Genomic DNA, 23,225 nt, shown 5'->3' with positions numbered 1-23,225 from the left:
GTGGGTGGCATGAGGTCAACGGTCAGGCGGCGGCGTGGGCAGGCGTCGGCGGTCGTGTCGGCGCTGGGGGCCCTGCTCCTCCTCGGCGGCGCCGTCGCCCCGGCCGCGACGGCGGACACCATGCGCGACCGCGAGTGGTACCTGGACCGCATGCGGGCCCCGGAGATGTGGAAGGTCACCACCGGCAAGGGGATCACCGTCGCCCTGCTCGACACCGGGGTGATCCCCACCGTCCCGGAACTGACGGGGAAGGTGCTCAAGGGCAAGAACTTCATGGAGCCCGAGCGTGGCGCCCACAAGGACAAGAACGGGCACGGAACCGCGATGGCGATGCTGATCGCGGGCAACGGGGTGAACGGCCAGGGCGTGAAGGGTCTCGCGCCCGACGCGCGCATCCTTCCGCTGACCGTCTTCGGCTCGTCCAAGGAGTCCGGTACCAACAGCGTCCCGGCGCTTGTCGAAGCCATCCGGTATGCCGCCGACAGCGATGCGAAGATCATCAACATGTCCCTGGCCTTCGACACCTACATGGTCGATGACCGGGAGGAGGAATCGATCCAGCAGGCCGTGGACTACGCCATCGGGCGCGGGAAGCTGCTTCTGGCGGGCACCGGCAACACGGGCGCGGAGGGGAACGACCTCGCGTACCCCGCGGCCACTCTCGGTGTCGCGGGTATCGGGGCCCTGGACAAGACGGCAACGGTCACCAAGTACTCGGTCTCCGGCCCTCAGGTGGCGCTTGCCGCTCCAGGCGAGAACATCCCGATTCTCTGCGGAGGCGGGGAACCCGGGTACTGCGACAGCGGCGGCACCAGCCAAGCCACCGCCATCGCCTCCGCATCCGCAGCTCTCATATGGTCCCTGCACCCCGACTGGACCGGCAACCAGGTCCTGCGGGTCCTCATGAACACCGCGAGCAAGCCCACCACGGGCACCGTCCCCAGCCGCTACCTCGGCTACGGCACGGTCCGCCCCCGCGTCGCCATCCTCGAAGACCCCGGCGACCCGGGCCCCGCCGACGTGAACCCCCTCGTGGCGGCCCGCGAGGCTGCCTCCCCGTCCCCCTCCGCACCCAGCCCGTCCGCGAGTCCGTCGAGGCAGCCGCTGCCGGATGCCACCCCGGTGCCGACGGGCGAGGCAGGCGGGGGCGACGGGAGCACGACCGTCTGGATCGTCACCGGGGCGGTCGCGGCGGCGGTGGTGGCCGCGGGCGCGGTCCTCCTGGTCCGCCGCCGCAGAGCCGGGCACCCGGCCCAGGTCATCGCGTACGGCGTCAACCACCCCCGTGAGCCCTAGTCCGTCTCCGGCGCCAGCCACCCCGTCTGGATCAGGGCCGACGCGCCCCGGCGGGTGACGAACAAGCCGCGGCCGGGCGGCAGCGGGCGGGCCTTCACATTGCCGAGGAGTTCACCCTCGCCGGGGTGGCCGGACAGGACGACGCCCTGTGCGCCCAGCTCCTTGAAGCGCTGGATGAACGGCTCGTACGAGGAGCGGCCGGCGCCCGCGCTGCTGCGGGCGATGATGACGTTCACACCGGTGTCCCGGGCGAACGGCAGGTTGTCCACCAGCTGGGCCAGCGGGTTGCCGGAGGACGTGGCGACCAGGTCGTAGTCGTCCACCACGATGAAGGCCCGGGGCCCGCGCCACCAGCTGCGGGTGCGCAGCTGCTGCGGGGTCACGTCCGGCCCGGGGGTGCGGCTGGTGATCAGGGTGTTCATGTCGCCCAGGTACGACTCGAAGGTGCTCTGGGCCGTCGCGTAGCCGACCAGGTACGGCTCCGGCACGCATTCCAGCAGGCTGCGCCGGTAGTCCCCGACGCAGATCAGCGCCTCCTGAGGTGTGTAGCGGGCGGTGATCTGCCGGATGAGGAGCCGGAGCAGGGCCGTCTTCCCGGACTCCGACTCGCCGAACACCGCGAACAGCGGATCGGTGTCGAAGTCGACGTACACCGGCGCCAGGTTCATCTCGTCGATGCCGATCGCGATACCGCGCCGGGGGGTGTCGGCGGGCCCGGACGGCAGGTCCCGGGCGGCCAGCATCCGGGGCAGCATCCGGACCGCCGGGGCGTGCGGGCCCGGCCAGCCGTCGGTCACCTCGCGGACGAACGCGGCGGTCGCCTCGGACAGGTCGTCGCCGCCCCCGCCCGCCGAGTCGTCGGTGCGCGGCAGGGCGCCCATGAAGTGCAGCTTCTCCGCCGTGATGCCGCGGCCCGGGGTGCCGACCGGGACGTTCTTGGCGACCTTGCGGTCCAGCTCGGAGTCGGTCGGGTCGCCGAGTCGCAGCTCCAGGCGGTTGAGCAGCTGGTCCCTGAGCGCGGCGCGCATCTCCATGTACCGGGAGACGGTGACGACCAGGTGGATGCCGAGGCCGAGGCCCCGGGCGCCGATGTCGGCGACGACCGGCTCCAGGAACTCGTAGTCCGACTTGAAGGACTGCCAGCCGTCGATGACCAGGAAGACGTCACCCCACGCCTCGTCCGGCAGCCGTCCGGCGGCGCGCAGCCGGCGGTAGGTGGTGATCGAGTCGATGTCGTTGTCCCGGAAGAACGCCTCGCGCCGGCTGAGGATGCCCGCGACCTCGGCGACCGTACGGCGGACCTTCTCCGGGTCGAGCCGGGAGGCAACCCCGCCGACATGCGGTAGGCCGGCGACGGCGGACATGCCTCCGCCGCCGAAGTCCAGCCCGTAGAACTGCACTTCGGACGGGGTGTGGGTGAGGGCGAAGGAGCCGATCAGGGAGCGCAGGAGGGTCGACTTCCCTGAGCGCGGCCCGCCCACGACCAGCATGTGTCCCGCGGCGCCGGAGAAGTCCCGGACCAGAGTGTCGCGGCGCTGCTCGAACGGCTTGTCCACCAGGCCGAACGGGACGACAAGGGCGCCGTTGCTCGCGTACTCGGGGGAGTGCAGGCCGCGTTCGGGCGTGACCGTGCGCGCGGGGAGCAGCCGGTCGAGCGACGGTGCCTCGGTGAGCGGCGGCAGCCACACCTGGTGGGCCTGGGGTCCCTGCCCTTCCAGGCGGCGGGCGATGACGTCGAGGACCGTGTCAGCCAGGGCGTCGGGCGTGGTCCGCCCGGGCGCGAGGGAGACGTCCGGCGCGGGCTCCGGGTAGTGGACCGCGACCGGGGCGGCGGTGAACAGGACCGGACGCCGGTCGATGGCCGGCCCGTCACCCGTGACCGGCGCGGACCCGGGCCGGTAGGCCCCCGACACGTACGCCGCCTTGAAGCGGGTCATGCCCTCCGTGCCGAACTTCAGGAACCCGGAACCGGGTACCGACGGCAGGTGGTAGGCGTCGGGCACCCCCAGGGCGGTGCGGGACTCGGCGGCGGAGAACGTCCGCAGCCCGATCCGGTACGAGAGGTAGGTGTCCAGTCCGCGCAGCCGCCCCTCCTCCAGGCGCTGCGAGGCCAGCAGCAGATGCACGCCCAGCGACCGGCCGATGCGGCCGATCTGGATGAACATATCGATGAAGTCCGGCTTGGCGGTGAGCAGTTCGCTGAACTCGTCGATCACCAGGACCAGCGAGGCCAGCGGCTCCAGCGGGGCCCCGGCGGCGCGCGCCTTCTCGTAGTCGGTGAGGTTCGCGTAGTTGCCGGCGGCCCGCAACAGCTCCTGGCGGCGCTGGAGTTCACCCGTGATGGAGTCCCGCATGCGGTCGACCAGGGTCAGGTCGTCCGCCAGGTTGGTGATGACCGCGGCGACGTGCGGGAGATCCGCCATCCCGGAGAAGGTGGCGCCGCCCTTGAAGTCCGCCAGCACGAAGTTCAGGGTCTCCGAGGAGTGGGTGACGGCGAGGCCCAGCACCAGGGTGCGCAGCAGTTCGGACTTGCCGGAACCGGTCGCGCCCACACAGAGCCCGTGCGGACCCATGCCCTCCTGTGCGGCCTCCTTGAGGTCGAGCATGACCGGGGAGCCGTCCTCGCCGACACCGATCGGGACCCGCAGCCGGTCGGCGGTGGAGCGCGGCCGCCACACCGTGTCGGTGTCGACCGCGGCGGGGTCGCCGATGGACAGCAGGTCCGTGAAGTCCAGGTTGGCGAGGAGCGGTTCGTCGTCGTCCGCCCCGCTGCCCATCCGGAACGGGGCCAGCCGGCGGCCCAGCGCCCCGGCGACCTCGACCGGCAGGTGGTCGGGCGTGCCGTGGTAGGTGGCGCCGGCCGATTCCAGCCGCAGCCGCCCGGGCCGCACCGCGATGTGCAGCCCGCCGCGCGGCTCGTCCAGCTCCTCCGGGACGATCTCCACGACGGTCACCCCCTGAAGTCCCTCCGCCGAGGCGAACAGCGAGTCCTGAGGGACGACGCCGCCGTCCAGGACGAGGACGACATGGGGCTGGTCCAGGAGCGGTGTGGCCTCGCGGTTGAAGCGCGAGCGGCCGTCCAGGGCGGGCCGGAGCAGCTCCTCCACCTCCGCCAGGTCGTCGCTGAACATCCGCTTGGTGCCCGCCCCGTCGTAGGCGCCGGGGATCTGCGTGTGCGGCAGCCACTTCGTCCAGTCCCACTGGTCCGTGACGTCCGGGGCGGCGACGACCGCGACCACCAGGTCGTCGGGGGAGTGCAGCGCGGTGAGTGCGGCGACCATCGCGCGGGCGGAGCCGCGTACCGGCTCGGGGTCGCCGGAGACCACGACGTGGTAGAAGGCGCGCAGAGACACCGCCATGGGCAGGTGTTCCAGCGAACCGTGCGTGGCCAGGAACCGGTGCATGGCGCCGGCCGACAGCGGTTCCAGCTCCTCCACCGGTGCCGTGGTGGGCGCGACGAGCGGGGTCCACAACTGCTGTGGGCCCAGGCCGACGCGGACCTGCCCGAAGTCGGCGTCGGCGATCCGGCGCTCCCAGAGCCGTTCCCCGTCCACCAGGGACCACAACTGGTCCGGATCCGGGTGCAGATAGAACTGCGCCTCGCGCTGGGCGCGCGCGGTGCGGCGCACCTTGCGCCGGGTCTGCGCGAGGTACTTCAGATAGTCGCGGCGCCCCTCGGCGGACTGGCCCTGGGTGCCCTTGCGGTGGCGTACCACTTGGGCGATGGCCATGGCCACGGTGGACAGCAGCATCATGACGCCCATGATCTTCATGAACGGGTGCGAGCCCGGCATGAAGAAGAACACCACCGACGAGCCCATGCCGAGCATCGGCAGGAGCTGCATCGCCATGCCCTCCTGCTGCCCGCGCGGCAGTTCCGGAGGCGGCTCCACCCGCAGTTCCTCGGTGGGAGTCGCGGGTGGCATCGCGCGGGGCGGGCGTTTGACGACGATCTGGGACACCGGCGAATCAGCCCCTCAGTGCGGCCCGGAGCCCTGTGGGCCGGCACCCCCGTGGCAGCGACCTACCTCCGCGCGCCGATCATCCTAATGTAGGCATGGAGGGTCCTCGATAGGGTGACGTCCAGTGGGCGTACGGCAGTGCTCCGCGGACCCGGTCCGGGAGCGCCGATCAGCGAACGAGGGGACCACGCGGGTGAGTTCGACCCTGGCAAGCACCGGCTTCTGCCGCATCACGGTCGTGGCGCCGGACAGCCGTATCGACGTGGCGCTGCCCGACGACGTCACCGTCGCCGACCTCCTGCCGGAGATCCTGCGGCTGACCGGGCAGGAGACGCCCCCGGGCGCCCCGCCCGGCTACCACCTGACCCGCCGCGACAACACCGTGCTCGACGCCTCGCACACGCTGGGCGTCCAGCGCGTGCTGGACGGCGACGTGCTGCGGCTGCGGCCCTTCACCGAATCGCTCCCGCCCGCCGTCTTCGACGACGTGGCCGACGCGGTCGCCTCCGCCGTCCGGAAGGACCGCGCCCTGTGGAGCGACCAACTCCTCGGCTTCGCCGGGCTCTTCGGCGGTGCGCTGCTGCTCGTCCTGCTGGGTTTCCTGGTCTGGTTCGCCGATCCGGTCCGGCACGACATGCACGGGCTCCCGGGCATCGTCGCCGCCGCCGTCGGCCTGCTGCTCGCCGCGCTCGCCGGGGTCCGCGCCCGGCGGTACGCCGACCGGGCCTCCGCGGTCGCGCTCGGCCTCGCGGCCCTGCCGCACGTCATGATCGCCGGGTCCGGGCTCCTCGCCCTCGACCCGGGCACCGGGGCCGGGCGCCTCCAGTTCATGCTGGGCTGCGCGGCGGTCCTCGTGGTCTCCGCCGGGCTCGTCGTCGCGACGCCCGCGGGGGACGCCCCGTTCGTGGCGTTCGTCCTCGCCTCGGCCGTCGGGACCCTCGCCACCTACCTGTCGATCGTCACGGAGGCCCACCCCCGCGACACGGCCGCCGTCTGCGCCGTCGTCGCGATCGGCGCCCTCGCCTTCCTGCCCGGCCTCTCCGCCCGGGTCGCCCAGCTGCCCATCGGCTACGCGGCCCCGCACCCCACGACGGACGCCGACCTCGACCGGGACCCCGGCCTCGGCGACGCCGACCCCGTCGACACCGAACGCATCACCGCCCAGGCCCGGCGCGGCCACGAGCTGCTGCTCGGCCTCGTCGGCGGTTGCAGCGTGGTGGTGGTCGCCTCGGCCGCCGTCCTCGGCTTCTCCTCCGACGCCTGGGGCCGGGCCCTCGCGCTGACCGCCGGACTCGCGATGCTGCTGCGCGCCCGGCTCTTCCGCTACACCGCCCAGGTCGCCGCCGTGCTCGGCGCGGGCATCGCCGCGCTCGGCCTGCTGGTGCTCGGCCTGGCCCTCAACCCCCCGGCCGACGCGGTCACCGCGCTCCTGACCGAGAACGACCACGGCCCGCTCGACATCCGCACGCTGTGGCTCGCCGCGGCCGTCGCGGGCGGCGCCGCCCTGCTGACCGGGATCGCGCTGATCGTCCCCCGCAAGGGCCTCTCCCCGTTCTGGGGCCGCCTCTCCGACCTGTCCGAGACCCTGCTGCTCCTGGCCCTCGTTCCGCTCTGCCTGGCCGTCCTCGACCTGTACTCGGCGGCCCGCTCCATGACCGGCTGAGCCCCGGGCCCCCTCACCCCCGCGCCTCGTGCTCCCCCACCACCGCCTCCACCACCCCCAGTTCGACGGCCGACCGGGCCGGGTCCGCATCGGTGTCCAGCACCAGATTCAGCAGCGCCTTCCACAGCGCCCAGCCCCGGGCCCGCGCCCAGGTCCCGGGGTCCTGGGCGACGGAGGCCCGGAAGGCCTCGCGGCTCTCGCCGTCGAACATGGTCCAGGCGATCACCAGGTCGCAGGCCGGGTCGCCCACGCCGGAGGTGCCGAAGTCGATGACGGCGGCCAGTTCGCCGTCCCGGACCAGGAGGTTGCCGGAGGCGATGTCGCCGTGGAACCACACCGGGTCCCCGTGCCACTCGGCGGCGAGGGCCGCCTCCCAGACCGCCCGCGCCCGGGCCGTGTCCAGGCGGTCCGCGAGGAGGGCCAGGCAGCGCCGGGTCTGCGCGTCGTAGTGCGCGGGCGGGGTGCCCCGGTACCAGCTGTGCTCGCCCGCCGCCGGGCCGCCGGTCGGATCGCAGCGCCGGAGGGCGCCCAGAAACGCGCCCACGGAGGCCGCGAAGCCGGGGAGGTCCGCGATGTGCCCGCGCGCCGCCGCCTCGCCGGGGAGCCAGCGCCGGACCGACCAGGGGAACGGGTAGCCCTCGCCGGGCGCCCCCAGGGCGAGGACCGGGGGGACCGGGACCGGCAGCGAGGGGGCCAGGCGGGGCAGCCAGACGTGCTCCTTCTCCACGGCGGGGACGTAGCCCGCGGCGGTGGGCAGCCGGACCGTCATCGCGTCGCCGAGGCGGTACGTGCGGTTGTCCCATCCGTCCACCTCGACGGGGACCACGGGCAGGCCCCTCCACTGCGGGAACTGCGCGGCGATCAGCCGCTCCACGAGCGCGGCGTCGATGCCCGCGCGGCCGTCGGGATGGGCATGGGCGTGGGGGAGGGGTGAGGGCATCGGGCGATCATCGCCCCCGGGCACCCGCGCCGCAACGGAATTCGACGCGCCTCGGAGCCGTAAGAAATGCTCCGCCCTCCTTGGCCCCCGCACGCGTTCGATTACAGTGCTGCGCAGTTACCGCACAGTCGCACAGGGGAACGAAGACACGGCATACGGGAGTGGCGCGGTGAGTACAGGGATCCTGGCCGTCTGGGGGCGGGCCGAGCAGCAGGACTTCCGCAGCCGGGTGCGCGGCACCCTCCTCGGCGGCGCCCTCGGGGACGCGCTCGGCGCCGGCGTCGGCGCCCTCACCCTGGAGGAGATCCGCGCGGCCCACGGCCCCGACGCCGTCACCGACTTCGTCCCCGCCCACGGCGCGCGCGGCACGGTCACCGCAGCCACCCAGCTCACCCTGTTCACCGTCGACGGGCTGATCCGCGCCCAGGTCCGCCGCGACACCGGCGCCTGGCACCCGCCCACCGACGTCCACCGCGCCCATCTCCGCTGGGCCGCGACCCAGCACGACTGGGGGCCCGACGAGCGCCGCAAGGACAACGGCTGGCTCGCCGGGCAGGAATGGCTCTACGCCCGCCGCGGCCCCACCCGGGAATGCCTGAACGGGCTCGGCGACGACATCATGGGCACCCTGGACCGGCCCAAGCACCCCGCCGCGCACGACGCCGCAGCCCTCACCCGGTCCGCGCCCTTCGGACTGCTCGTCGGCTGGGAGCCGCAGCTGGTGTTCCAGCTCGCCGTCGAGTGCGCCGCGCACACCCACGGGCACCCCACCGCGCTGCTCTCCGCCGGTGCCTTCGCGGTCGTCGTGCACGGCCTTGCGCGCGGCGAGACCCTGGACGGCTCCGTGCAGCACGCGCTGGGGCTGCTCGCGGACCGCCCGGGCCACGACCCCGTCACCGAGGCGCTGCGCCGGGCCCTCGGTGCCGTACGCCAGGGCATTCCGGGGCCCGCGCTCGTCGAGTCCCTGGGCGTCACGGACTCCGCCGACGAGGTGCTGGCGGTCGCGGTGTACTGCGCGCTCGTCGGGGAGGACGTGCGGCAGGGGCTGCGGCTCGCGGTGAACCACGGGGGCCCGTCCGCCGCGACCGGGGCGCTGTGCGGGGCGCTGCTGGGCGCGATGCACGGGGAGACCGCGCTGCCCCCGGCCTGGCTCGCCGAGCTGGAGGGGCGGGCCACCCTCCTCGAACTCGCCGACGACTTCGCCATGGAGATGACCCAGGGGCCCGCCCTGCACAGCCCGGCCACCGCGGCGCCGGGCTGGCTGGCCCGCTACCCGCGCTGACCGTCCCCCTTCGTGCCCTCGGTGGCGACCGGGACGTCCTGCGGACCGGCCTGCGCCGGGACGGCGGCCGCGCCGGACGCCTCCGGGCCGTCGCCGTCGGTGTTGATCCGCTCGATCAGCGCGTCGCGTTCCGGGGTGTCCTCCGGGCGTACGAAGCCGATCACGACGTACAGCACCAGCGAGATCGCCAGCGGCAGCGCCACCTGGTACTGGAGCGCCACGCCCTCCTTCACCGAGCCGTCCAGGTCGTAGTTGGTGAAGTAGAACGCCAGCAGCCCCGCCGCCCAGCTGACGAGCGCCGCCGTCGGCCCCGACTTACGGAAGCGGCGCAGCAGCCCCAGCATGAACGGGATCGCGATCGGGCCCATCAGCCCGGCGACCCACTTGATGACGACGGAGATGATGTCCTTGAACGTCGGCGAGTTGATCTGCGTCGCCAGCGCCATGGACAGCGCGAGGAAGCCCAGCGTGGACAGCCGCGCGGCCAGCAGTCCGGCCCGGCTGCTCCACTCGCGGGCGGCCTTGGAGAAGACCGGGGCGATGTCCCGGGTGAAGACGGCGGAGATCGCGTTGGCGTCGGAGGAGCACATGGCCATCGTGTGCGAGAAGAACCCGACGACGACCAGCCCCAGCAGCCCGTGCGGCAGCAGCTGTTCGGTCATCAGCGCGTAGCTGTCGGAGGCGTCCGGCTTCTCGGCGTGGACCAGCAGCGGGGCGCACCACATCGGGAAGAACAGGACCGTCGGCCACACCAGCCACAGGATGGCGGAGAGCCGCGCCGAACGGGTGGCGGAGGCGGCGGAGTCGGTGGCCATGTAGCGCTGGGCCTGGTTCCACATGCCGCCGTTGTACTCGAAGGTCTTGATGAACAGGTACGCCAGCAGGAACGTCACGGTGTACGGACCGGCCGTCGGGTCCGCGTGGCCCTCGGGCAGCTTGTCCCAGACCGTCCACAGGGTGCTGAAGCCGTCCAGCTCGTGCATCGCGGTGACGAGCATCGCGAGCCCGGCGAGCAACTGGATGACGAACTGCCCCAGTTCGGTGAGCGCGTCGGCCCACAGGCCGCCGACCGTGCAGTAGACGGCCGTGATGATGCCGGTGATGAAGATGCCCTGGGTCAGGGTGATCCCGGTGAAGACGGACAACAGGGTCGCGATCGCAGCCCACTTGGCGCCGACGTCCACGATCTTCAGCAGCAGCCCCGACCAGGCGAGCGCCTGCTGGGTCGGCACGTTGTAGCGGTTCTTGAGATATTCCAGCGGGGACGCCACGTACAGCCGCGAGCGCAGCCGGTTGAGCCGGGGCGCGAACAGCTTCGCGCCGATGCCGATGCCGATCGCGATGGGCAGCGACCAGGTCACGAAGGACGTGACGCCGTACTGGTACGCGATGCCGGCGTAGCCCGTGAACATCACGGCGCTGTACCCCGACATGTGGTGCGAGATGCCGGAGAGCCACCAGGGCATCCGGCCGCCCGCCGTGAAGAAGTCGCTGACGTTGTCGACACGCTTGTGGGACCAGAGCCCGATCGCGATCATCACGCCGAAGTAGCCGATGAGCACGACCCAGTCGAGACTGTTCATATGTCCCCTCCCGGGGTCCGCCTTGTGAACGGGGTGCGCACTTCGCCAGTACGGCCGCTCAGCGGCGCCCCGTGCGGGAGCGGGGACTTCGGGGATTGAACCGCCTGTGCGGTACCCGGGTCAAGGACCCTTCCGGTCATAGATGTGAACACAGATCAGCAAGAGGAACGATTTTACTCGTTCTTGACTCACGGAAGCGTTGTCGCGAACGTGACGGCGGCCACACGATGAGCGGGCGCTTCGCCAGGCTGTGAGCGCAGGGAAGCACGAAGAAGACCGCACGGGATGCGGGTCCCGTGCGGTCGAGTGAGGAGGGGAACTGCCAGAGAAAACCAGGGAATCCGGCCCGGAAGAGGCGAAAGCCCTCTCGGCCAGGACGGCGGGCCGGTCGAGAGGGCCTGGTGCGGGCCGCGGCGCGAGCGCGCGGCCGGGTCGCGCGGTCTCAGAACCCGGCGGTGCGCGAGACGTCCAGGACGAACGCCGACCAGGTCTTCGCGGAGAAGTCGAGGACCCCGCTGCTCACGCTCTTCGAGTCGCGGACCAGCAGCGCGTGACGCTCCGCCGCCTTGACCTCCACACAGTTCCCATTCGCGGAATAGGAGGACTTGGTCCACTCAGTCAGTGCGTTCTGCCGAATCACCATAATGACTCCGATGGTTGTGCCGGTCGTTGGGCGGTGCGCCCAGCCGCTGCGCCCAGCGACTTGTGAGGACGCTACGCCGCAACATCATCGGCCGTGAGTGGCGTTCACTCGTTCGGATGACTTGCGCCTTGGCGGTCTTCCGGCACAACCTGACGGAGGTGTACCTTCCGCGCCGACCCCGGGAAGTCCCGTGGCGGGCGCGGAAATCGTCACGCTCCGCAGTTCTCCGCCGCCTGGAGGATGTACGCCCGGGACTGCTCCGCGCTGAGTGCCTTCGCGCGCAGGTGCTCGTACATCACGGCATAACTCTGAACGTCGGGCGCCTTTTCGAGATACAGGTCGCTGGTGATGCCTTCGAGATAGACGACGCTCGCGTCCATGTCCTCCTGGAATTCGAGGATCGTGTAGCTCCCGTACATCCCCGGGTGCGCCCCGACGGTGTACGGCAGGACCTGGAGCGTCACGTGCGGCAGCTGGCTCAGCTCCGCCAGGTGCCTCAACTGGTCCGCCATGATCTGCGGGTTGCCCACGACGCGGCGCAGCACGGCCTCGTCGATCACGGCCCAGAACCGCAGCGGTTCGACCGGATCGGTCAGCCGGTCCTGGCGCTTCAGGCGGATCTGGATGCGCTTGTCGATCTCGGTGGGCGTCGCCTCCGGCCACATCCCCTCGATCGCCGCCTGCGCGTACTCCCGCGTCTGCAACAGGCCCGGGACGATCAGCGACTCGTACACCCGCAGGGACGCGGCGTCGGTCTCCAGACCGATGTACACGCTGTACGGGATGTCTCCGAACGCGTGCCACCAGCCCTGCTGGCGCGAGTCCTTGGCCATCTGCATCAGCGATTCGACCACGCGGCGGTCCTCGACCTCGTACACCCCGCAGAGATCGCGGACGTCACGCTGGCTGATGGAACGGCGGCCGTTCTCCAGGCGGCTGATTTTCGACTGCGAGACCAGCAGCCGCTCCGCCACCTCCTCGGCGGTCATTCCCTTGACCTCGCGCAGTCGGCGCAATTCCTGACCCAACCGGCGTCGCCTGACGGTGGGATTGACGTTGGACGGCACGGAAACGGCACCTCCGGCTATGTAGCTGTGCGTATCTACTGCTGAGCAGATTGCCACCCCCGGACCCGGCCGCGCTGGGAAACGCCCACACACAGCGGCGCGGGGCAGTCGGTGGTATCGACTGCCCCGCGCCTCGGTGCGGCTCCCGGACCGGGTCTGGATGACAACGGTTCGGCGGTGTTCGGTTGTTGACGTGCGTGGTGCGGACGCGGCCCTAGTGGGCCGCGGTGTGCGCCATGCTGCCGCGCCGTGAGGGCGACGGCACTTGCGGTTGCAACGGGACGCCGGCCGCCTGAGCGCGGCGCGGCTGTGCGACCGCCCCGTTCTGTACGTCCATCACGGCATGCGCCACGAGGCCGCCCATCGGGTCGTGCCTGATCAGGTCCCGGAGCCGGGAGCGCGATGAACGCCCCTCGTTCCCGGGATACAGGTGCTTGCCGAGTCCGACCGCGTGGGCCAGTGCGGCGAGCGCCGCGGTCCGCGGGTCCGGCGGTACGCCGGTGCGGATCGCACTGTCCAGCCTGGCCCTGATGTCCCGGCTGATCGCCGTGTCCGTCGCCTGGTAGCGAGTCGTCGGCAGCACTCCGCACATCTGGCCTTCGACGGCATGCACCATGCCGCACCGCTCCAGATGAGCGAGGTAAATCTGGCGGAGCCCCAGCCGGGGTCCGCCGATCCAGTGGACCGCCCGTACCGGACTGCCACGCCTGCGCAGCAGTTCCAGTGCGGAGTCCAGGGTCGGATCTCCTGTCGGCCGTGGCATCACCACGGCGATACGATCCCCGTCTGGGGCTATCCGTCCTGCCAGGGCCAGCTCCACTAGCTGGGCTCCGGCGAGGCCGAGGTCGAGCGACTGCGGCTGCGCTGTGGTACCCGTGGTCGGGTCCAGAGCGAGCAGCAGAAGCTCCTCCGGAATTGTTCTGCGGCTCCTGCCCATCCATGCCTCCCCGCGTGGATGAATGACAGGGTGACCCCTCTCACATCTTCCTGTCGAGGGTGCCTGGTGGCTTTGTACGGGAACCAGTAGGTATGTCGTTCTCGTCTAGCAGCCCGGCCAAGGGTTCACACGGGACACTGGTAGATGGTTCGGACAGCGCGGGTGGTTCCCCGCGCCGCATGGAGGAGGCATCGGTGGCGGGCGAGTCCCCCGACAAGTCGGAGCAGCAGCAGTCGTCGGGAACGACTCGCAACGAGCGCGATCCGCGTCTCGGTGTCTTCCGTGAACCCGAACCGGATTCCGGCTCGGCGCGTGCGGATGCCGGCTCTGCCGGTACGGATTCCGGCTCTGCCGGTACGGGTGAGGGCCCGGCGCCCCGCGATGCCGCCGGGGAGTCCGGCGACGCCCCGGAGGCCGCCGAGAGCGATGCGAGCCCTGCGGAGGGCCCGGACGAGGGCGCGGATGCGGCTCCCGAGGGCGCTGAGAGCGCTCTGACGGCCGCTGGGGACGCGGAGAACGCTCCGAACGCCCCCGAGGCGGCTTCGGGCGCTCCCGAGGCGGCGGAGACCGCTGAGGACGCGGAGGCTGATGCGCCGGAGGTCGACGCCGAGCCGGAGGCCGCTCAGGCCGAGGAGGGCGACGCGCGCCTCCGGGCGGCCGTGGCCGCCTGGGTCTCGACCGCCGATGACGGCGAGAAGGACACCGACGAGGCAGACGCCCCGGAGCAGCCCCGCGACACCGCTTCCCGCGGCGAGAAGCCGGACGCCGAGCCCGAGACCGAGCCGGACGAGAAGCCGGAAGCCTCCGCGAAGCCGGAGCCGGAGCCCGCCGCCGAGCCCGAGCCGGAGTCCGAGCCCGCCGCCGAGCCGAAGGCGCCCGTCGCCGACGCGAAGGAACCGGCCGACGACGAGCCGGCTACCGGCAGGAGCGAATCGGCCACCGTCGAGCCCGACGAGGCGGAGACCCCGGGCGACGACGACGCCCCGGACGAGAAGCCGCCCGCCGCCGAGGCGAAGAAGGCGCCCGTCGCCGACGCGGACGCGCCCGTCGATCAGCCCACCGCCGTCTTCAAGGCCCCCCGGCTGCCCAAGGTCGACCAGCCGACCACCGCGCTGAAGATCACCAGGTCGCCGTCGGGGCAGCCCGTCGCCGCCGAGACCGAGTCGCTCACCGAGCGGACCAGCCAGTTCGTACCGCTGCGCGCCGACGACGTACGCCAGGCGCCCGCGCCGCGCAAGCCCGAGAGCCCCGTCGCCGGGCCGCCCGCGGCCCTCAGCGGTGCCGAGCGCACCCGGCAGCAGCCGATGCCGCCGAAGCCGCCGCTCGACCTGCTCGCCGAGCTGACGAACACCCCGCCGCCGCCGGAGACCCCGGTCCGCAACGCGGTGCGCAGGGTCAAGATCTGGACACCGCTGGTCCTCCTGCTCCTCCTCGTGTTTGCGATCGCGCAGATGGTGCGCCCGCTCCCGGACCCGGAGCTGACGATGACCGCCGAGGAGACGTACACCTTCGGGGGCGGCGGGCTGAAGCTCGACTGGCCGTCGCAGGGGCAGTCGGCGGTCACCGTGGACGGCGTCGGCTCGCTCGGTTCGTCCGGGGCGCAGAAGCCCGCGCCGATCGCCAGCGTCGCCAAGATCATGACGGCGTACGTGATCCTCCAGGGCCACCCCCTCAAGGGCAAGGACGAGGGGGAGAAGATCACCGTGGACCAGCAGGCCGAGGACGAGTCCAAGGCAGAGGACGAGTCCACGGCGCCGATCAGCAAGGGCCAGCAGTTCACCGAGAAGCAGATGCTGCAGCTGCTGATGATCCCGTCGGGCAACAACGCGGCCCGGCTGTTCGCGCGCTGGGACTCCTCCTCCGAGGCCGCCTTCGTCACGAAGATGAACGACGAGGCGAAGAAGCTCGGCATGACCCACACCACGTACACGGACCCGAGCGGTCTGAAGAAGACGACCGTGTCCACCGCCGACGACCAGCTCAAGCTGGCCCGCGCCGTCATGGCGAACGAGGTGTTCCGCGAGATCGTCGACACTCCGCAGATCAAGATCGACGGCATCGACACGACGATCTACAACAACAACACCCTCCTGCTGAAGCCCGGGGTGAGCGGGATCAAGACCGGTTCGTCCACGCCGGCCGGCGGCAACCTGATCTGGTCCGCCAACACCGTGGTGGACGGCAAGAAGCTGTGGATATACGGCGCGGTCATGGGCCAGCAGGCGGGCACGGGCCAGCCGTACGACAGCCTCGTGAAGTCGCTGGACAACAGCCTCAAGCTGATCGAGGCCGCCCAGGCCGCCGTGACCTCCGCCAAGGTGGTCCACAAGGGCGACGTCGTCGGTTACGTGGACGACGGATTCGGCGGCCGTACGCCGCTGGTCGCGACCGCCGACCTGAAGGCGAAGGGCTGGCCGGGGCTCGAGGTGGAGCTCTCCGTCCAGGGCAACGGCAAGAAGATCTCGCGCAGCATGAAGGCGGGCACCGAGGTGGGTGTGGTGACCGTGGGCACCGGCACCGGCAAGGTCAGCGCGCCCGTCGCCCTCAAGCAGGACCTGTCCGACCCGACCTTCGGCCAGAAGCTGACCCGCATCGGCTGAGAACCGCGGTGCGGGGCGCCCCCCGGGGCCGCCCCGCACCCCCTCCGGGCGCGACGCCCTTCCCGTACGCCGGAAAGGCCCCGCGTGTTAGCGTCCCGGGGGCAACGCGCGGACCCCGGAGCGCGTCTTTCGGCCCATGAGACCCGAGCAGGAGAGCCGGCCGACACCACGCGTCCGGGAAGGGACGGGGAGAGACGCAGTGACCACTGCCGAGCCGACACGGGCGGACGCCGACACCGCCGGCGCGGACCCCGCGCAGGCGGAGCTCCCGAGCGACGGCGAGGACACCCCTCGGACGCCGGGACGGTTCGACGGCCTGAAGCAGCGCTGCCTGCGCCACCCGGTCCTGCTGACGACCGCGGTCGCCGCGGTCGCCCACATCCTGTGGTTCCTCTTCTTCGCCAACAGCGGCGGCGACATCGCCGCCCAGGACGCCTGGGCCGAGTTCGTCGGCCGGCACCCGGGCACGGCGTACAACCTCGCCTGGTACGGGGGCATGCACCCCGTCTCGTACAGCGTCGTCTCGCCGTATCTGATGTCCCTGCTCGGCGTGCGGACGACGATGATGATCGCCGGCACGGTCTCGGCCGGGCTCACCTCGCTGATCCTGTACCGGGTCAAGGCGGTCCGTAACCCCCTGGCCTGCTCGATGGCGGGCGTCTTCGCGTACCTGTGCAACGCGCTGTCGGGCCGGGTGACGTTCGGGCTCGGCATGATGTTCGCCGTCGGCGCGGCGGCGGCCGTGTTCTGCTGGCCGTACCGGTGGCGCTACAAGCGGTGGGCGAAGGCGGCCGTCGCCGCGCCGCTCGCCGGGCTCGCGACGGCCGGCAGCCCGGTCGCGGGACTCTTCCTCGGCGTCGTCGCGGCCGCCCTGTTCCTGAACAAGCGGCGCCCCGGCGCGTACGCCCTGGGGCTCGCCCCGGTCGTGGTGGTCGCGCTGTCCGCCTGGCTGTTCCCGTTCTCCGGCACCCAGCCGATGTCGGTCGCGACGCTCTCCGGGCCGTTCATCTTCGCGTGGCTCGTCTTCTTCCTCGTACCGTCCGACTGGAAGACCGTCCGGGTGGCATCGGCGGTGTACGGGATCGGCACGCTGGCGACGTACGTGGTCGACTCGCAGATCGGCTCCAACGTCTCGCGGATGGCGATGCTGTACGCGGGAGTCGTCCTGCTGGCAGCCCTCCCGTACACCAGGCCCCGCTCGCAACGCTGGTACGCGCTGGTCATCGCGTTCGTCTCGCTGAACGTCTGGATCGGCTTCAAGGGCGTGGACGACATCGTGAGGACTGCCCCCACCGCCTCCTGGACCCGCTCGCTGGCCCCCCTCGTCGACCAGCTCCAGAAGGTCGGGGCCGAACGCGGCCGGGTCGAGGTCGTCCCGCCGAGCAGCCACCGCGAGGCGTCCGCGCTCCCGCGCTCGGTCAACCTGGCCCGGGGCTGGAACCGCCAGGCCGACATGAAGCGGAATCCGCTCTTCTACGACGACACCCTGGACCCCATCAACTACCGCCAGTGGCTCGACCGCTGGGCGGTGCATTACGTGGTGCTGCCGCAGGGCGACCCCGATTACAGCGGCGCCCGCAAGGAGGCCGAGCTCGTCGGCAAGGGTCTCTCCTACCTGAAGCTGATCTGGTCCAACAAGGACTGGCGGCTTTTCGAGGTGGACAGCCCCGTCCCGCTGGCCGACCCGCCCGCCACGGTGGAGCGCGCGGGCGAGGGCGAGCTGACGATCCACGTCAAGAAGGCGGGCCGGGTCCTGATCCGCGTCCCCTACTCGCGCTGGCTCGCCGTCGTGGACGAGGACGGCAACGGCGTGGAACGCCCCCAGGAGACCGAGGCGTCCAAGCAGCGGGCGGACGAGAGCACCCCGAAGACCTTCGTCAACGAGCACGGCTGCCTGATCAAGATGGACGAGGACGAGGACGGCGACGAGTGGACGGAACTCCTCGCCCCACGCCCCGGCACGTACCGCCTGGGCGCCCCGTACCAGCTCCCGCCGGGGACACCGTGCCCGGACGAACTGCGGTGACGGCCGCCGGACCGGCTTGTCGCCGCTGACCGGCCGGCCGGACCACCTCACCGTCGGGGCCGGGCGCTGACCAGCGCCTCCCGTACCGCCGCCCACGGGAACGGCTCGGCCTGATCCGCGGGCAGGACGCGGACGCCCCATCCCCGCAGGGTCTCCAGGGCGGGCGCGAACACCGGGTGCGCGGCGAGCCTGCCGTTGGTCCACGGCACGACGATCACCGGTGCACCGCCGCCGATCGCGTCGGCGGCCACCGAGAGCGCCAGCGTGTCCGCGATGCCCGCGGCGAGCTTCACGACCGTGTTGTACGTGGCGGGCGCGACGACGACCGCGTCCGCCTGCGGCAGCTCCACCGGGGCGTCCGGGTCGGACTCGCTGTGCACCGCCTGCCCGGCGCCAAGGAACCGGAGCCCCACGGGGGTGGGGACGAGGTACGGGGCCCACCCGGCGTCTTCGAGCGCGGTGGCGAAGGCGGGCAGACCCCCGGTGGGCCGCGAGCCGCAGCCCACGAGATGGACGACCGGTCGCTCAGCCATCCACCGCTCCCGCCAGGTCGTACACCGCGAAGTCCGTCACGGGCCGGAAGCCGACGCGCTGGTACACGCCGTTGCTGGTGGGGTTGGCCAGGTCCGCGAAGAGCAGCACCTCCGCCGCGCCCTCGGCGAGCGCGGTCCGGGAGGCGTGGGCGGTCGCGGCGGCCCCGTAACCCCGGCCCCGCAGCTCGGCCGGGGTGTAGACCGGGGCGACCCGGATCTGCCCGGCGACCTGGGGCGTGAGCGCCGCCATGGAGACGGGGACACCGTCCGGGGTCTCCCAGAGGACGACCCGGCGGCCGGCGATCCGCGTGTCGGCCCAGGCCCCGGGGTGCCGGTGGCCGAAGCCGTCGATGGCCCGCACGAACTCCACGTACCACCCCGCGACCAGCTCCCGGTCCCGCGCCTCCGCGACCCGGCCGCGCCCCTCCGGCGCCGGATCCGGCCACCGCAGCTCCCCGAGCCGGTAGAGCCGCAGCCGCTCGTGGAGCAGGGGCGCCGCCCCCGTACGCACCCGCCAGGCCTCGGCGAACGCGGCGGCGGTCGCGTCGTCCGCGTTGACCCCTGGGACGGGGCCGCCCCTGGCATGCAGGTGCCCGGCCAGCGAACCGGCATCCTCGGGCGTGAGGGGCGTGACGATCAGCCGGTAGGGCGGGGTCCGGAAGTACGCGGCGCGCACCTCACCGTTCCGCTCCAGCACCCCGAAGACGGGCGCCCCGTCCCCGTACGCCTGCGACCCCTGCGCGCGCAGCCCTTCGCACACGGTCAGGGTCACGGTGTGCAGAGCGGGCCGGGACCGCAGGAAGTCCCCGGCGCGGGCGAGGAAGGAATCAACATCGGGAAGGCCACGCCAAGTCGAGGTATCCATGGCACATCCTCCCGTGCCGGGGGAGGGGAGCGCCTGCCCTTTTCCGCTGCCTACTCGACGTCGATCCCGTACTCCGTCACCAACTCCTCAAGGCCGCCCCGGTATCCCTTGCCGCCGGTGACGAACTCCCAGTCCCCGTTGGCCCGTCGGCGGAACGAGCCCAGGACGAGCGCGGTCTCGCCGGGCCGGCCGTCCGAGACGTCCAGCTGGTCGAGCGGGGTGCGTTCGGCGTCGAGCAGTCGGATCCCGGCGTCGGTGAAGCCGGACAGATCGGCGTCGGGGTTGGCGACGGGGTCGATCGCCGCGATGATCACCAGCCGGTCCGCACGCGCCGGGAGCGCGTCGAAGGCGACCTGGATCGCGGCCTTGTCGGGCGCGACGGGGATCAGCGCGCGGACCGAACCGTCCGGTGTACGCGGGTTGTTGAAGAACACGAAGTGGTCGTCGTCCAGCACGCGGGTGCCCTGGCAGACGAGGGCGCAGACGTCCAGGGCGACGGAGCCGGACCAGTACATGCCGAGCACGTTGTGGACGTCGTTCCGGCTGTCGTCGTCGCGGCTGTCGTCGTCGCGGCCTTCCGGTGCCGTCCGCTGGGCCGGGACCGATGGCTCGCCGCCGCCCAGCCGCCCCCGCAGCCCGTGCCGGTGCAGCAGGTCGACCAGTTCGGAGCCCGGGACCAGCTCCAGCGGCTTGCCGTTGGCGAAGGTGTGCGAGCCGGGGCCGAACTTGGAGGTGGTGACCAGGACGCCCTTGTTGGCACCGGCGTCCTGGACCGTCCCGTACAGATCGCGGACCGCCGTCGGCGGCACCGTGTTGCGGTAGCGCTTCACCTGGACGACGATCTTGCCGCCGCGGATCGGGGCCGGGTCCAGCGCGTCGACGTCGACGCCCCCGTCGTTGGAACGCTGCGTGGTGACGGCCTGCATGCCCATGGCCCGGAAGAGCTCGGCGACCAGCGCCTCGAAGGCGAGCGGGTCCATCTCGTACAGGTCGGGCTCCTCGTCGCCGCCGTGCGTCACGACCCCGTTGCCGACGTCCTCGGGGACCCGCCCGGGCCGCACCGCGGCGTACTGGTCGGGGCGCGTGGACAGCTGCCCGCGCAACCCGTCCACCAGGCAGTTCACCGCGTTCACCTGCTCCAGGTGCAGCCCGGCGAAGTCCGCCCGCGTCGCCATGACCGTGCCGAGGAACATGGGCATCCGCCGCCCGGTCGCCGGGTCGTGGTCGTCCACGAAGCCGTTCAGCGCGACGGACTCCAGGGCGCCGAACTCGTCGGCGGCGAAGAGATCGCGCAGGACGAGCAGCAGGCACTGGGCGAGCACGTCCCGGTACAGCGCCCGGCGCTGCGTGACCGGCCGGGGCGACTCCTTCTCCTGGTCCGCGTTGATCATGTACCGCACGGACTTCGCCTCGGGGACGACGTCGTACCGGGGCAGCTCCCAGTTGAGCACCAGCTGCCGCGCGCCCGAGTCGTACGCCGCCGCCACCTGCCGGGGCAGCTCGTCGGGCCAGCCGGTGGAGGCGTAGAGCGCGGCGGAGAAGTACTCGACGGCCGCCTCGGCGTCCCCGGAGCGCAGTCCGGCGGTCATCTCGGCGATCCCGGCGTTGTGACCCCGGATCTCCGCCAACTGCGCGTCCGCCCACTGCCGGTACTGCCGCTGGTAGCCCGCGAACTGCGCCTGCCGCTGCGCCTCGGCCGCCTGCGCGGCCTGCCAGTCCCGCTCGAACCTGGCCCGCGCCTCGGCCTGCGCCTGGGCCCGCCGCCCGGCGGTCCACCCGCCGCCCTGTGGCTCGTACCGTGCGGGGTCGGGCATGGGGACGGGATGCGCCAGCGGCCCGGGCGCGAAAGGCTCGACCGCCTCCGCCCGCGTCAGCGCCGACGCCCGGAACGCCGGAGCCCGGCACCCGGCCGCCAGCAGTCCCTGCAACGCCTCGACCCGGGCATCCAGCTCCCGCGTACGCCGACGCGCCTCGGCCTCACGCTGCTCCCGGTAGGCGGCCTTCTGCTCGCGCTGACTTCGGGCGACCTCGCGCTGATACGCCCGCTGCGCCCGCTCCTGATCCCGCTGATACCGGGCTTGCGCCTCCTGCTGGCGCTGCTGCTGCCGCTGCGCCTCGGCCCATACGGCAACCAACCCATTGGAGCGACGACTCATCCCGCCCAGGCCCTCCCCACAGCAGTGATGGCCGCAACTTTAATGCGCAACGGACCTGGGGCCCATGAAGTCGGCAGGGTTTGGGGGGAAGTTGGGGAAGTCGAGGGTGCGAGGATGACCTCATCCTTCACGTGGACCTCATGGAGGCTCTGATGCCGATCGCCCCGTTGCCGTACATCGACGAGCACGAGACGGTCATCGAGGCCCCGGCCGAGGCCGTCTGGCAAGCCCTGAGCGACACCCTGGACCACTCCTTCGCGGGCCGGGGCGCGACCGCCTACGCCCGCCTGGTCGCCGCCACCGACCGTACGGCCTCCGGCCCCCGCCCCCTGACGGAGGGCTCGACCCTCCCCGGCTTCCGGGTAACGGCCGCCACCCGCCCCCACGACCTGACCCTGTCGGGCCACCACCGCTTCTCGACGTACACCCTGACGTTCCGCCTGGACGGGCTGACCCCCACCCGCTCCCGCCTACGCGCAGAAAGCCGAGCCGTCTTCCCCGGCCTGCCCGGCACCACGTACCGCCACCTGATCATCACGACAGGCGGCCACGCGGTGGGCATGCGCCGCCTCCTGAAAGCGATCCGCCGCCGCTCCGGAGTGGACCGGGTCGACCCGTGAGGTGAATCGGTCGGCGACGGCTTTCGCCCTCAGGCAGTTCCGTGCTTGATGCCCAGGCCGCCACGGAACCCCATGTCGTCAGGCCCCTCGGGCACCGATGCGTCCGGATGCCAGCGGTCGACGGTCACGACGCCCGGTTCCAGCAGCTCCAGTCCCGTGAAGAATTCCTCGATCTGCTTCTGCGTGCGCAGAACCACGGGCTTGGAGACTTTGTTCTGCCGGTAGAAGGCCGATGCCTCCGCTGCCCTGACGGGATCCGCGTCACCGCAGGCATGGGACAACGCGACATACGAGCCGGGCGGAAGGGCGTCCACGAGGACCCGCAGGACGCCCGCCGGGTCCTCGTCGTCGTCGAGGAAGTGCAGGATCGCGGCCAGGACCAGGCCCACCGGACGCGTCATGTCCAGTGTCCCGGTCACCTCGGGCGATTCCAGTACCGCGCGCGGGTCACGCAGGTCGGCCTGCAGGTAGGTCGATCGGCCTTCGGGCGATATCGGGGTGAGCAACGCCTCGGCGTGCCGCAGCACCACGGGGTCGTTGTCCACGTAGACGATCCGGGCCGAGGGCACCATGCCCTGAGCGATCTCGTGCAGGTTGGGCCGGGTGGGGATGCCGGTGCCGATGTCCAGGAACTGTGTGACGCCCCCTTCTTGCACCATGTGCCGTACGGCGCGCGCCATCCATGCCCGGTTCTGCTGCGCACTGCGCTGGATTTCCGGCCAGCGCTGGGCGATGCCCTCCGCGACGGCCTGGTCCACCGGGTAGTTGTCCTTGCCACCGAGGAGGCTGTCGTAGACGCGCGCCGGGTGCGGTTTTCCCTGCTCGAACGACCCGTTGGGGGACACACGATCTCCTTCGCGCGATGGCACATTCGGTTCACACAACAACGTTCTGGCCAGCGCCATTTGAACATACTGCGCAGTGCGAACCCACCCGTGCTCCCGGGGTACTCCGGTCTGCCCCCGCACGTCGTAGGGACGGTTCCGGACGTGAAGTCCGAGGGGAGCGGGTGATCACGAACCGGAAGGGAAGGGGCTTGACGCTCCCTCAGG

The 23,225-nt window shown here is 72.0% G+C and carries 16 protein-coding genes; 6 read left to right on the top strand and 10 right to left on the bottom strand.

Annotated elements, in window-relative coordinates; genetic code table 11:
• The first annotated feature begins 9 nt into the window (after window positions 1-9).
• On the top strand, window positions 10-1,296 hold the full coding sequence (gene mycP / locus OHS17_RS14060; protein ID WP_330312458.1) for a type VII secretion-associated serine protease mycosin: 1,287 nt from the start codon (window positions 10-12) through the stop codon (window positions 1,294-1,296).
• Here mycP and eccCa read toward each other — a convergent pair.
• Window positions 1,293-5,258, bottom strand: a complete 3,966-nt coding sequence (gene eccCa, locus OHS17_RS14055) for a type VII secretion protein EccCa (RefSeq protein WP_330312457.1) — start codon at window positions 5,256-5,258, stop codon at window positions 1,293-1,295. The genes mycP and eccCa overlap by 4 nt on opposite strands.
• Before the next feature lie 193 nt (window positions 5,259-5,451).
• On the opposite strand from eccCa, the gene eccD reads away from it, so the two are divergent.
• On the top strand, window positions 5,452-6,921 hold the full coding sequence (eccD, locus tag OHS17_RS14050) for a type VII secretion integral membrane protein EccD (RefSeq protein ID WP_330312456.1): 1,470 nt from the start codon (window positions 5,452-5,454) through the stop codon (window positions 6,919-6,921).
• A 13-nt stretch (window positions 6,922-6,934) separates the two neighbouring features.
• On the opposite strand, the gene OHS17_RS14045 is transcribed toward eccD, so the two are convergent.
• The gene (locus tag OHS17_RS14045; RefSeq protein WP_330312455.1) at window positions 6,935-7,861 is read right to left on the bottom strand and encodes an aminoglycoside phosphotransferase family protein; all 927 of its coding nucleotides are present in this window, start codon (window positions 7,859-7,861) and stop codon (window positions 6,935-6,937) included.
• Window positions 7,862-8,030: 169 nt separating this feature from the next.
• Here OHS17_RS14045 and OHS17_RS14040 point away from each other — a divergent pair, with 169 nt between their 5' ends.
• Entirely contained in the window at window positions 8,031-9,143 is a 1,113-nt protein-coding gene (locus OHS17_RS14040; protein WP_330312454.1) for an ADP-ribosylglycohydrolase family protein, read from the top strand.
• Here the strand turns inward: OHS17_RS14040 and OHS17_RS14035 are convergent.
• From OHS17_RS14035 to OHS17_RS14020, 4 genes are all read right to left on the bottom strand, one after another.
• Window positions 9,131-10,726 (bottom strand): sodium:solute symporter family protein, encoded by a 1,596-nt coding sequence (locus OHS17_RS14035; RefSeq protein ID WP_330312453.1) that lies wholly within the window; start codon window positions 10,724-10,726, stop codon window positions 9,131-9,133. The genes OHS17_RS14040 and OHS17_RS14035 overlap by 13 nt on opposite strands.
• A 442-nt stretch (window positions 10,727-11,168) precedes the next feature.
• Complete coding sequence (locus tag OHS17_RS14030) at window positions 11,169-11,369, bottom strand: DUF397 domain-containing protein (RefSeq protein WP_026171673.1); 201 nt, start codon at window positions 11,367-11,369, stop codon at window positions 11,169-11,171.
• A 209-nt stretch (window positions 11,370-11,578) separates the two neighbouring features.
• A complete protein-coding gene (locus tag OHS17_RS14025) occupies window positions 11,579-12,436 on the bottom strand; it encodes a helix-turn-helix domain-containing protein (protein WP_026171672.1) in 858 nt (285 codons plus the stop codon).
• Window positions 12,437-12,650: 214 nt separating this feature from the next.
• Window positions 12,651-13,373 carry a GOLPH3/VPS74 family protein gene (locus tag OHS17_RS14020; RefSeq protein ID WP_073968696.1) on the bottom strand — a complete coding sequence of 241 codons (723 nt, stop codon included), beginning with the start codon at window positions 13,371-13,373 and terminating at the stop codon, window positions 12,651-12,653.
• A gap of 194 nt (window positions 13,374-13,567) precedes the next feature.
• On the opposite strand from OHS17_RS14020, the gene OHS17_RS14015 reads away from it, so the two are divergent.
• Together OHS17_RS14015 and OHS17_RS14010 are read left to right on the top strand one after the other, a co-directional pair.
• On the top strand, window positions 13,568-15,973 hold the full coding sequence (locus OHS17_RS14015) for a D-alanyl-D-alanine carboxypeptidase (protein WP_330315251.1): 2,406 nt from the start codon (window positions 13,568-13,570) through the stop codon (window positions 15,971-15,973).
• A gap of 199 nt (window positions 15,974-16,172) precedes the next feature.
• A complete protein-coding gene (locus OHS17_RS14010; RefSeq protein WP_330312452.1) occupies window positions 16,173-17,999 on the top strand; it encodes an MFS transporter in 1,827 nt (608 codons plus the stop codon).
• Window positions 18,000-18,046: 47 nt separating this feature from the next.
• Here the strand turns inward: OHS17_RS14010 and OHS17_RS14005 are convergent, their stop codons facing one another.
• Genes OHS17_RS14005 through OHS17_RS13995 form a run of 3 tightly spaced genes read right to left on the bottom strand, consistent with a single transcriptional unit; the run spans window position 18,047 to window position 21,553 of the window.
• Window positions 18,047-18,532, bottom strand: coding sequence for a flavoprotein (locus OHS17_RS14005; RefSeq protein WP_330312451.1), 486 nt, complete (start codon window positions 18,530-18,532; stop codon window positions 18,047-18,049).
• On the bottom strand, window positions 18,525-19,397 hold the full coding sequence (locus tag OHS17_RS14000; RefSeq protein ID WP_330312450.1) for a GNAT family N-acetyltransferase: 873 nt from the start codon (window positions 19,395-19,397) through the stop codon (window positions 18,525-18,527). The genes OHS17_RS14005 and OHS17_RS14000 overlap by 8 nt, the downstream gene beginning before the upstream one ends.
• A gap of 50 nt (window positions 19,398-19,447) precedes the next feature.
• Complete coding sequence (locus OHS17_RS13995) at window positions 19,448-21,553, bottom strand: restriction endonuclease (protein WP_330312449.1); 2,106 nt, start codon at window positions 21,551-21,553, stop codon at window positions 19,448-19,450.
• A gap of 152 nt (window positions 21,554-21,705) precedes the next feature.
• Here OHS17_RS13995 and OHS17_RS13990 point away from each other — a divergent pair, with 152 nt between their 5' ends.
• Window positions 21,706-22,173, top strand: a complete 468-nt coding sequence (locus OHS17_RS13990) for a hypothetical protein (protein ID WP_330312448.1) — start codon at window positions 21,706-21,708, stop codon at window positions 22,171-22,173.
• A 29-nt stretch (window positions 22,174-22,202) separates the two neighbouring features.
• On the opposite strand, the gene OHS17_RS13985 is transcribed toward OHS17_RS13990, so the two are convergent.
• Window positions 22,203-23,018, bottom strand: a complete 816-nt coding sequence (locus OHS17_RS13985; RefSeq protein WP_330312447.1) for an SAM-dependent methyltransferase — start codon at window positions 23,016-23,018, stop codon at window positions 22,203-22,205.
• Window positions 23,019-23,225: the final 207 nt, after the last annotated feature.

It is taken from the genome of Streptomyces sp. NBC_00523, assembly GCF_036346615.1.
Taxonomy (GTDB): Bacteria; Actinomycetota; Actinomycetes; order Streptomycetales; family Streptomycetaceae; genus Streptomyces.
The sequence above is the reverse complement of the archived record's forward strand: the minus strand, read 5'-3'. Positions and strand labels throughout refer to the sequence as shown.

Bases quoted from the DNA above. Each gene is read 5' to 3' on its own strand.
- mycP (WP_330312458.1), top strand. From the start codon at position 10: ATGAGGTCAACGGTCAGGCGGCGGCGTGGGCAGGCGTCGGCGGTCGTG.
- OHS17_RS14045 (WP_330312455.1), bottom strand. From the start codon at position 7,861: ATGCCCTCACCCCTCCCCCACGCCCATGCCCATCCCGACGGCCGCGCG.
- OHS17_RS14035 (WP_330312453.1), bottom strand. From the start codon at position 10,726: ATGAACAGTCTCGACTGGGTCGTGCTCATCGGCTACTTCGGCGTGATG.
- OHS17_RS14030 (WP_026171673.1), bottom strand. From the start codon at position 11,369: ATGGTGATTCGGCAGAACGCACTGACTGAGTGGACCAAGTCCTCCTAT.
- OHS17_RS14020 (WP_073968696.1), bottom strand. From the start codon at position 13,373: ATGGGCAGGAGCCGCAGAACAATTCCGGAGGAGCTTCTGCTGCTCGCT.
- OHS17_RS14005 (WP_330312451.1), bottom strand. From the start codon at position 18,532: ATGGCTGAGCGACCGGTCGTCCATCTCGTGGGCTGCGGCTCGCGGCCC.
- OHS17_RS14000 (WP_330312450.1), bottom strand. From the start codon at position 19,397: ATGGATACCTCGACTTGGCGTGGCCTTCCCGATGTTGATTCCTTCCTC.
- OHS17_RS13995 (WP_330312449.1), bottom strand. From the start codon at position 21,553: ATGAGTCGTCGCTCCAATGGGTTGGTTGCCGTATGGGCCGAGGCGCAG.
- OHS17_RS13990 (WP_330312448.1), top strand. From the start codon at position 21,706: ATGCCGATCGCCCCGTTGCCGTACATCGACGAGCACGAGACGGTCATC.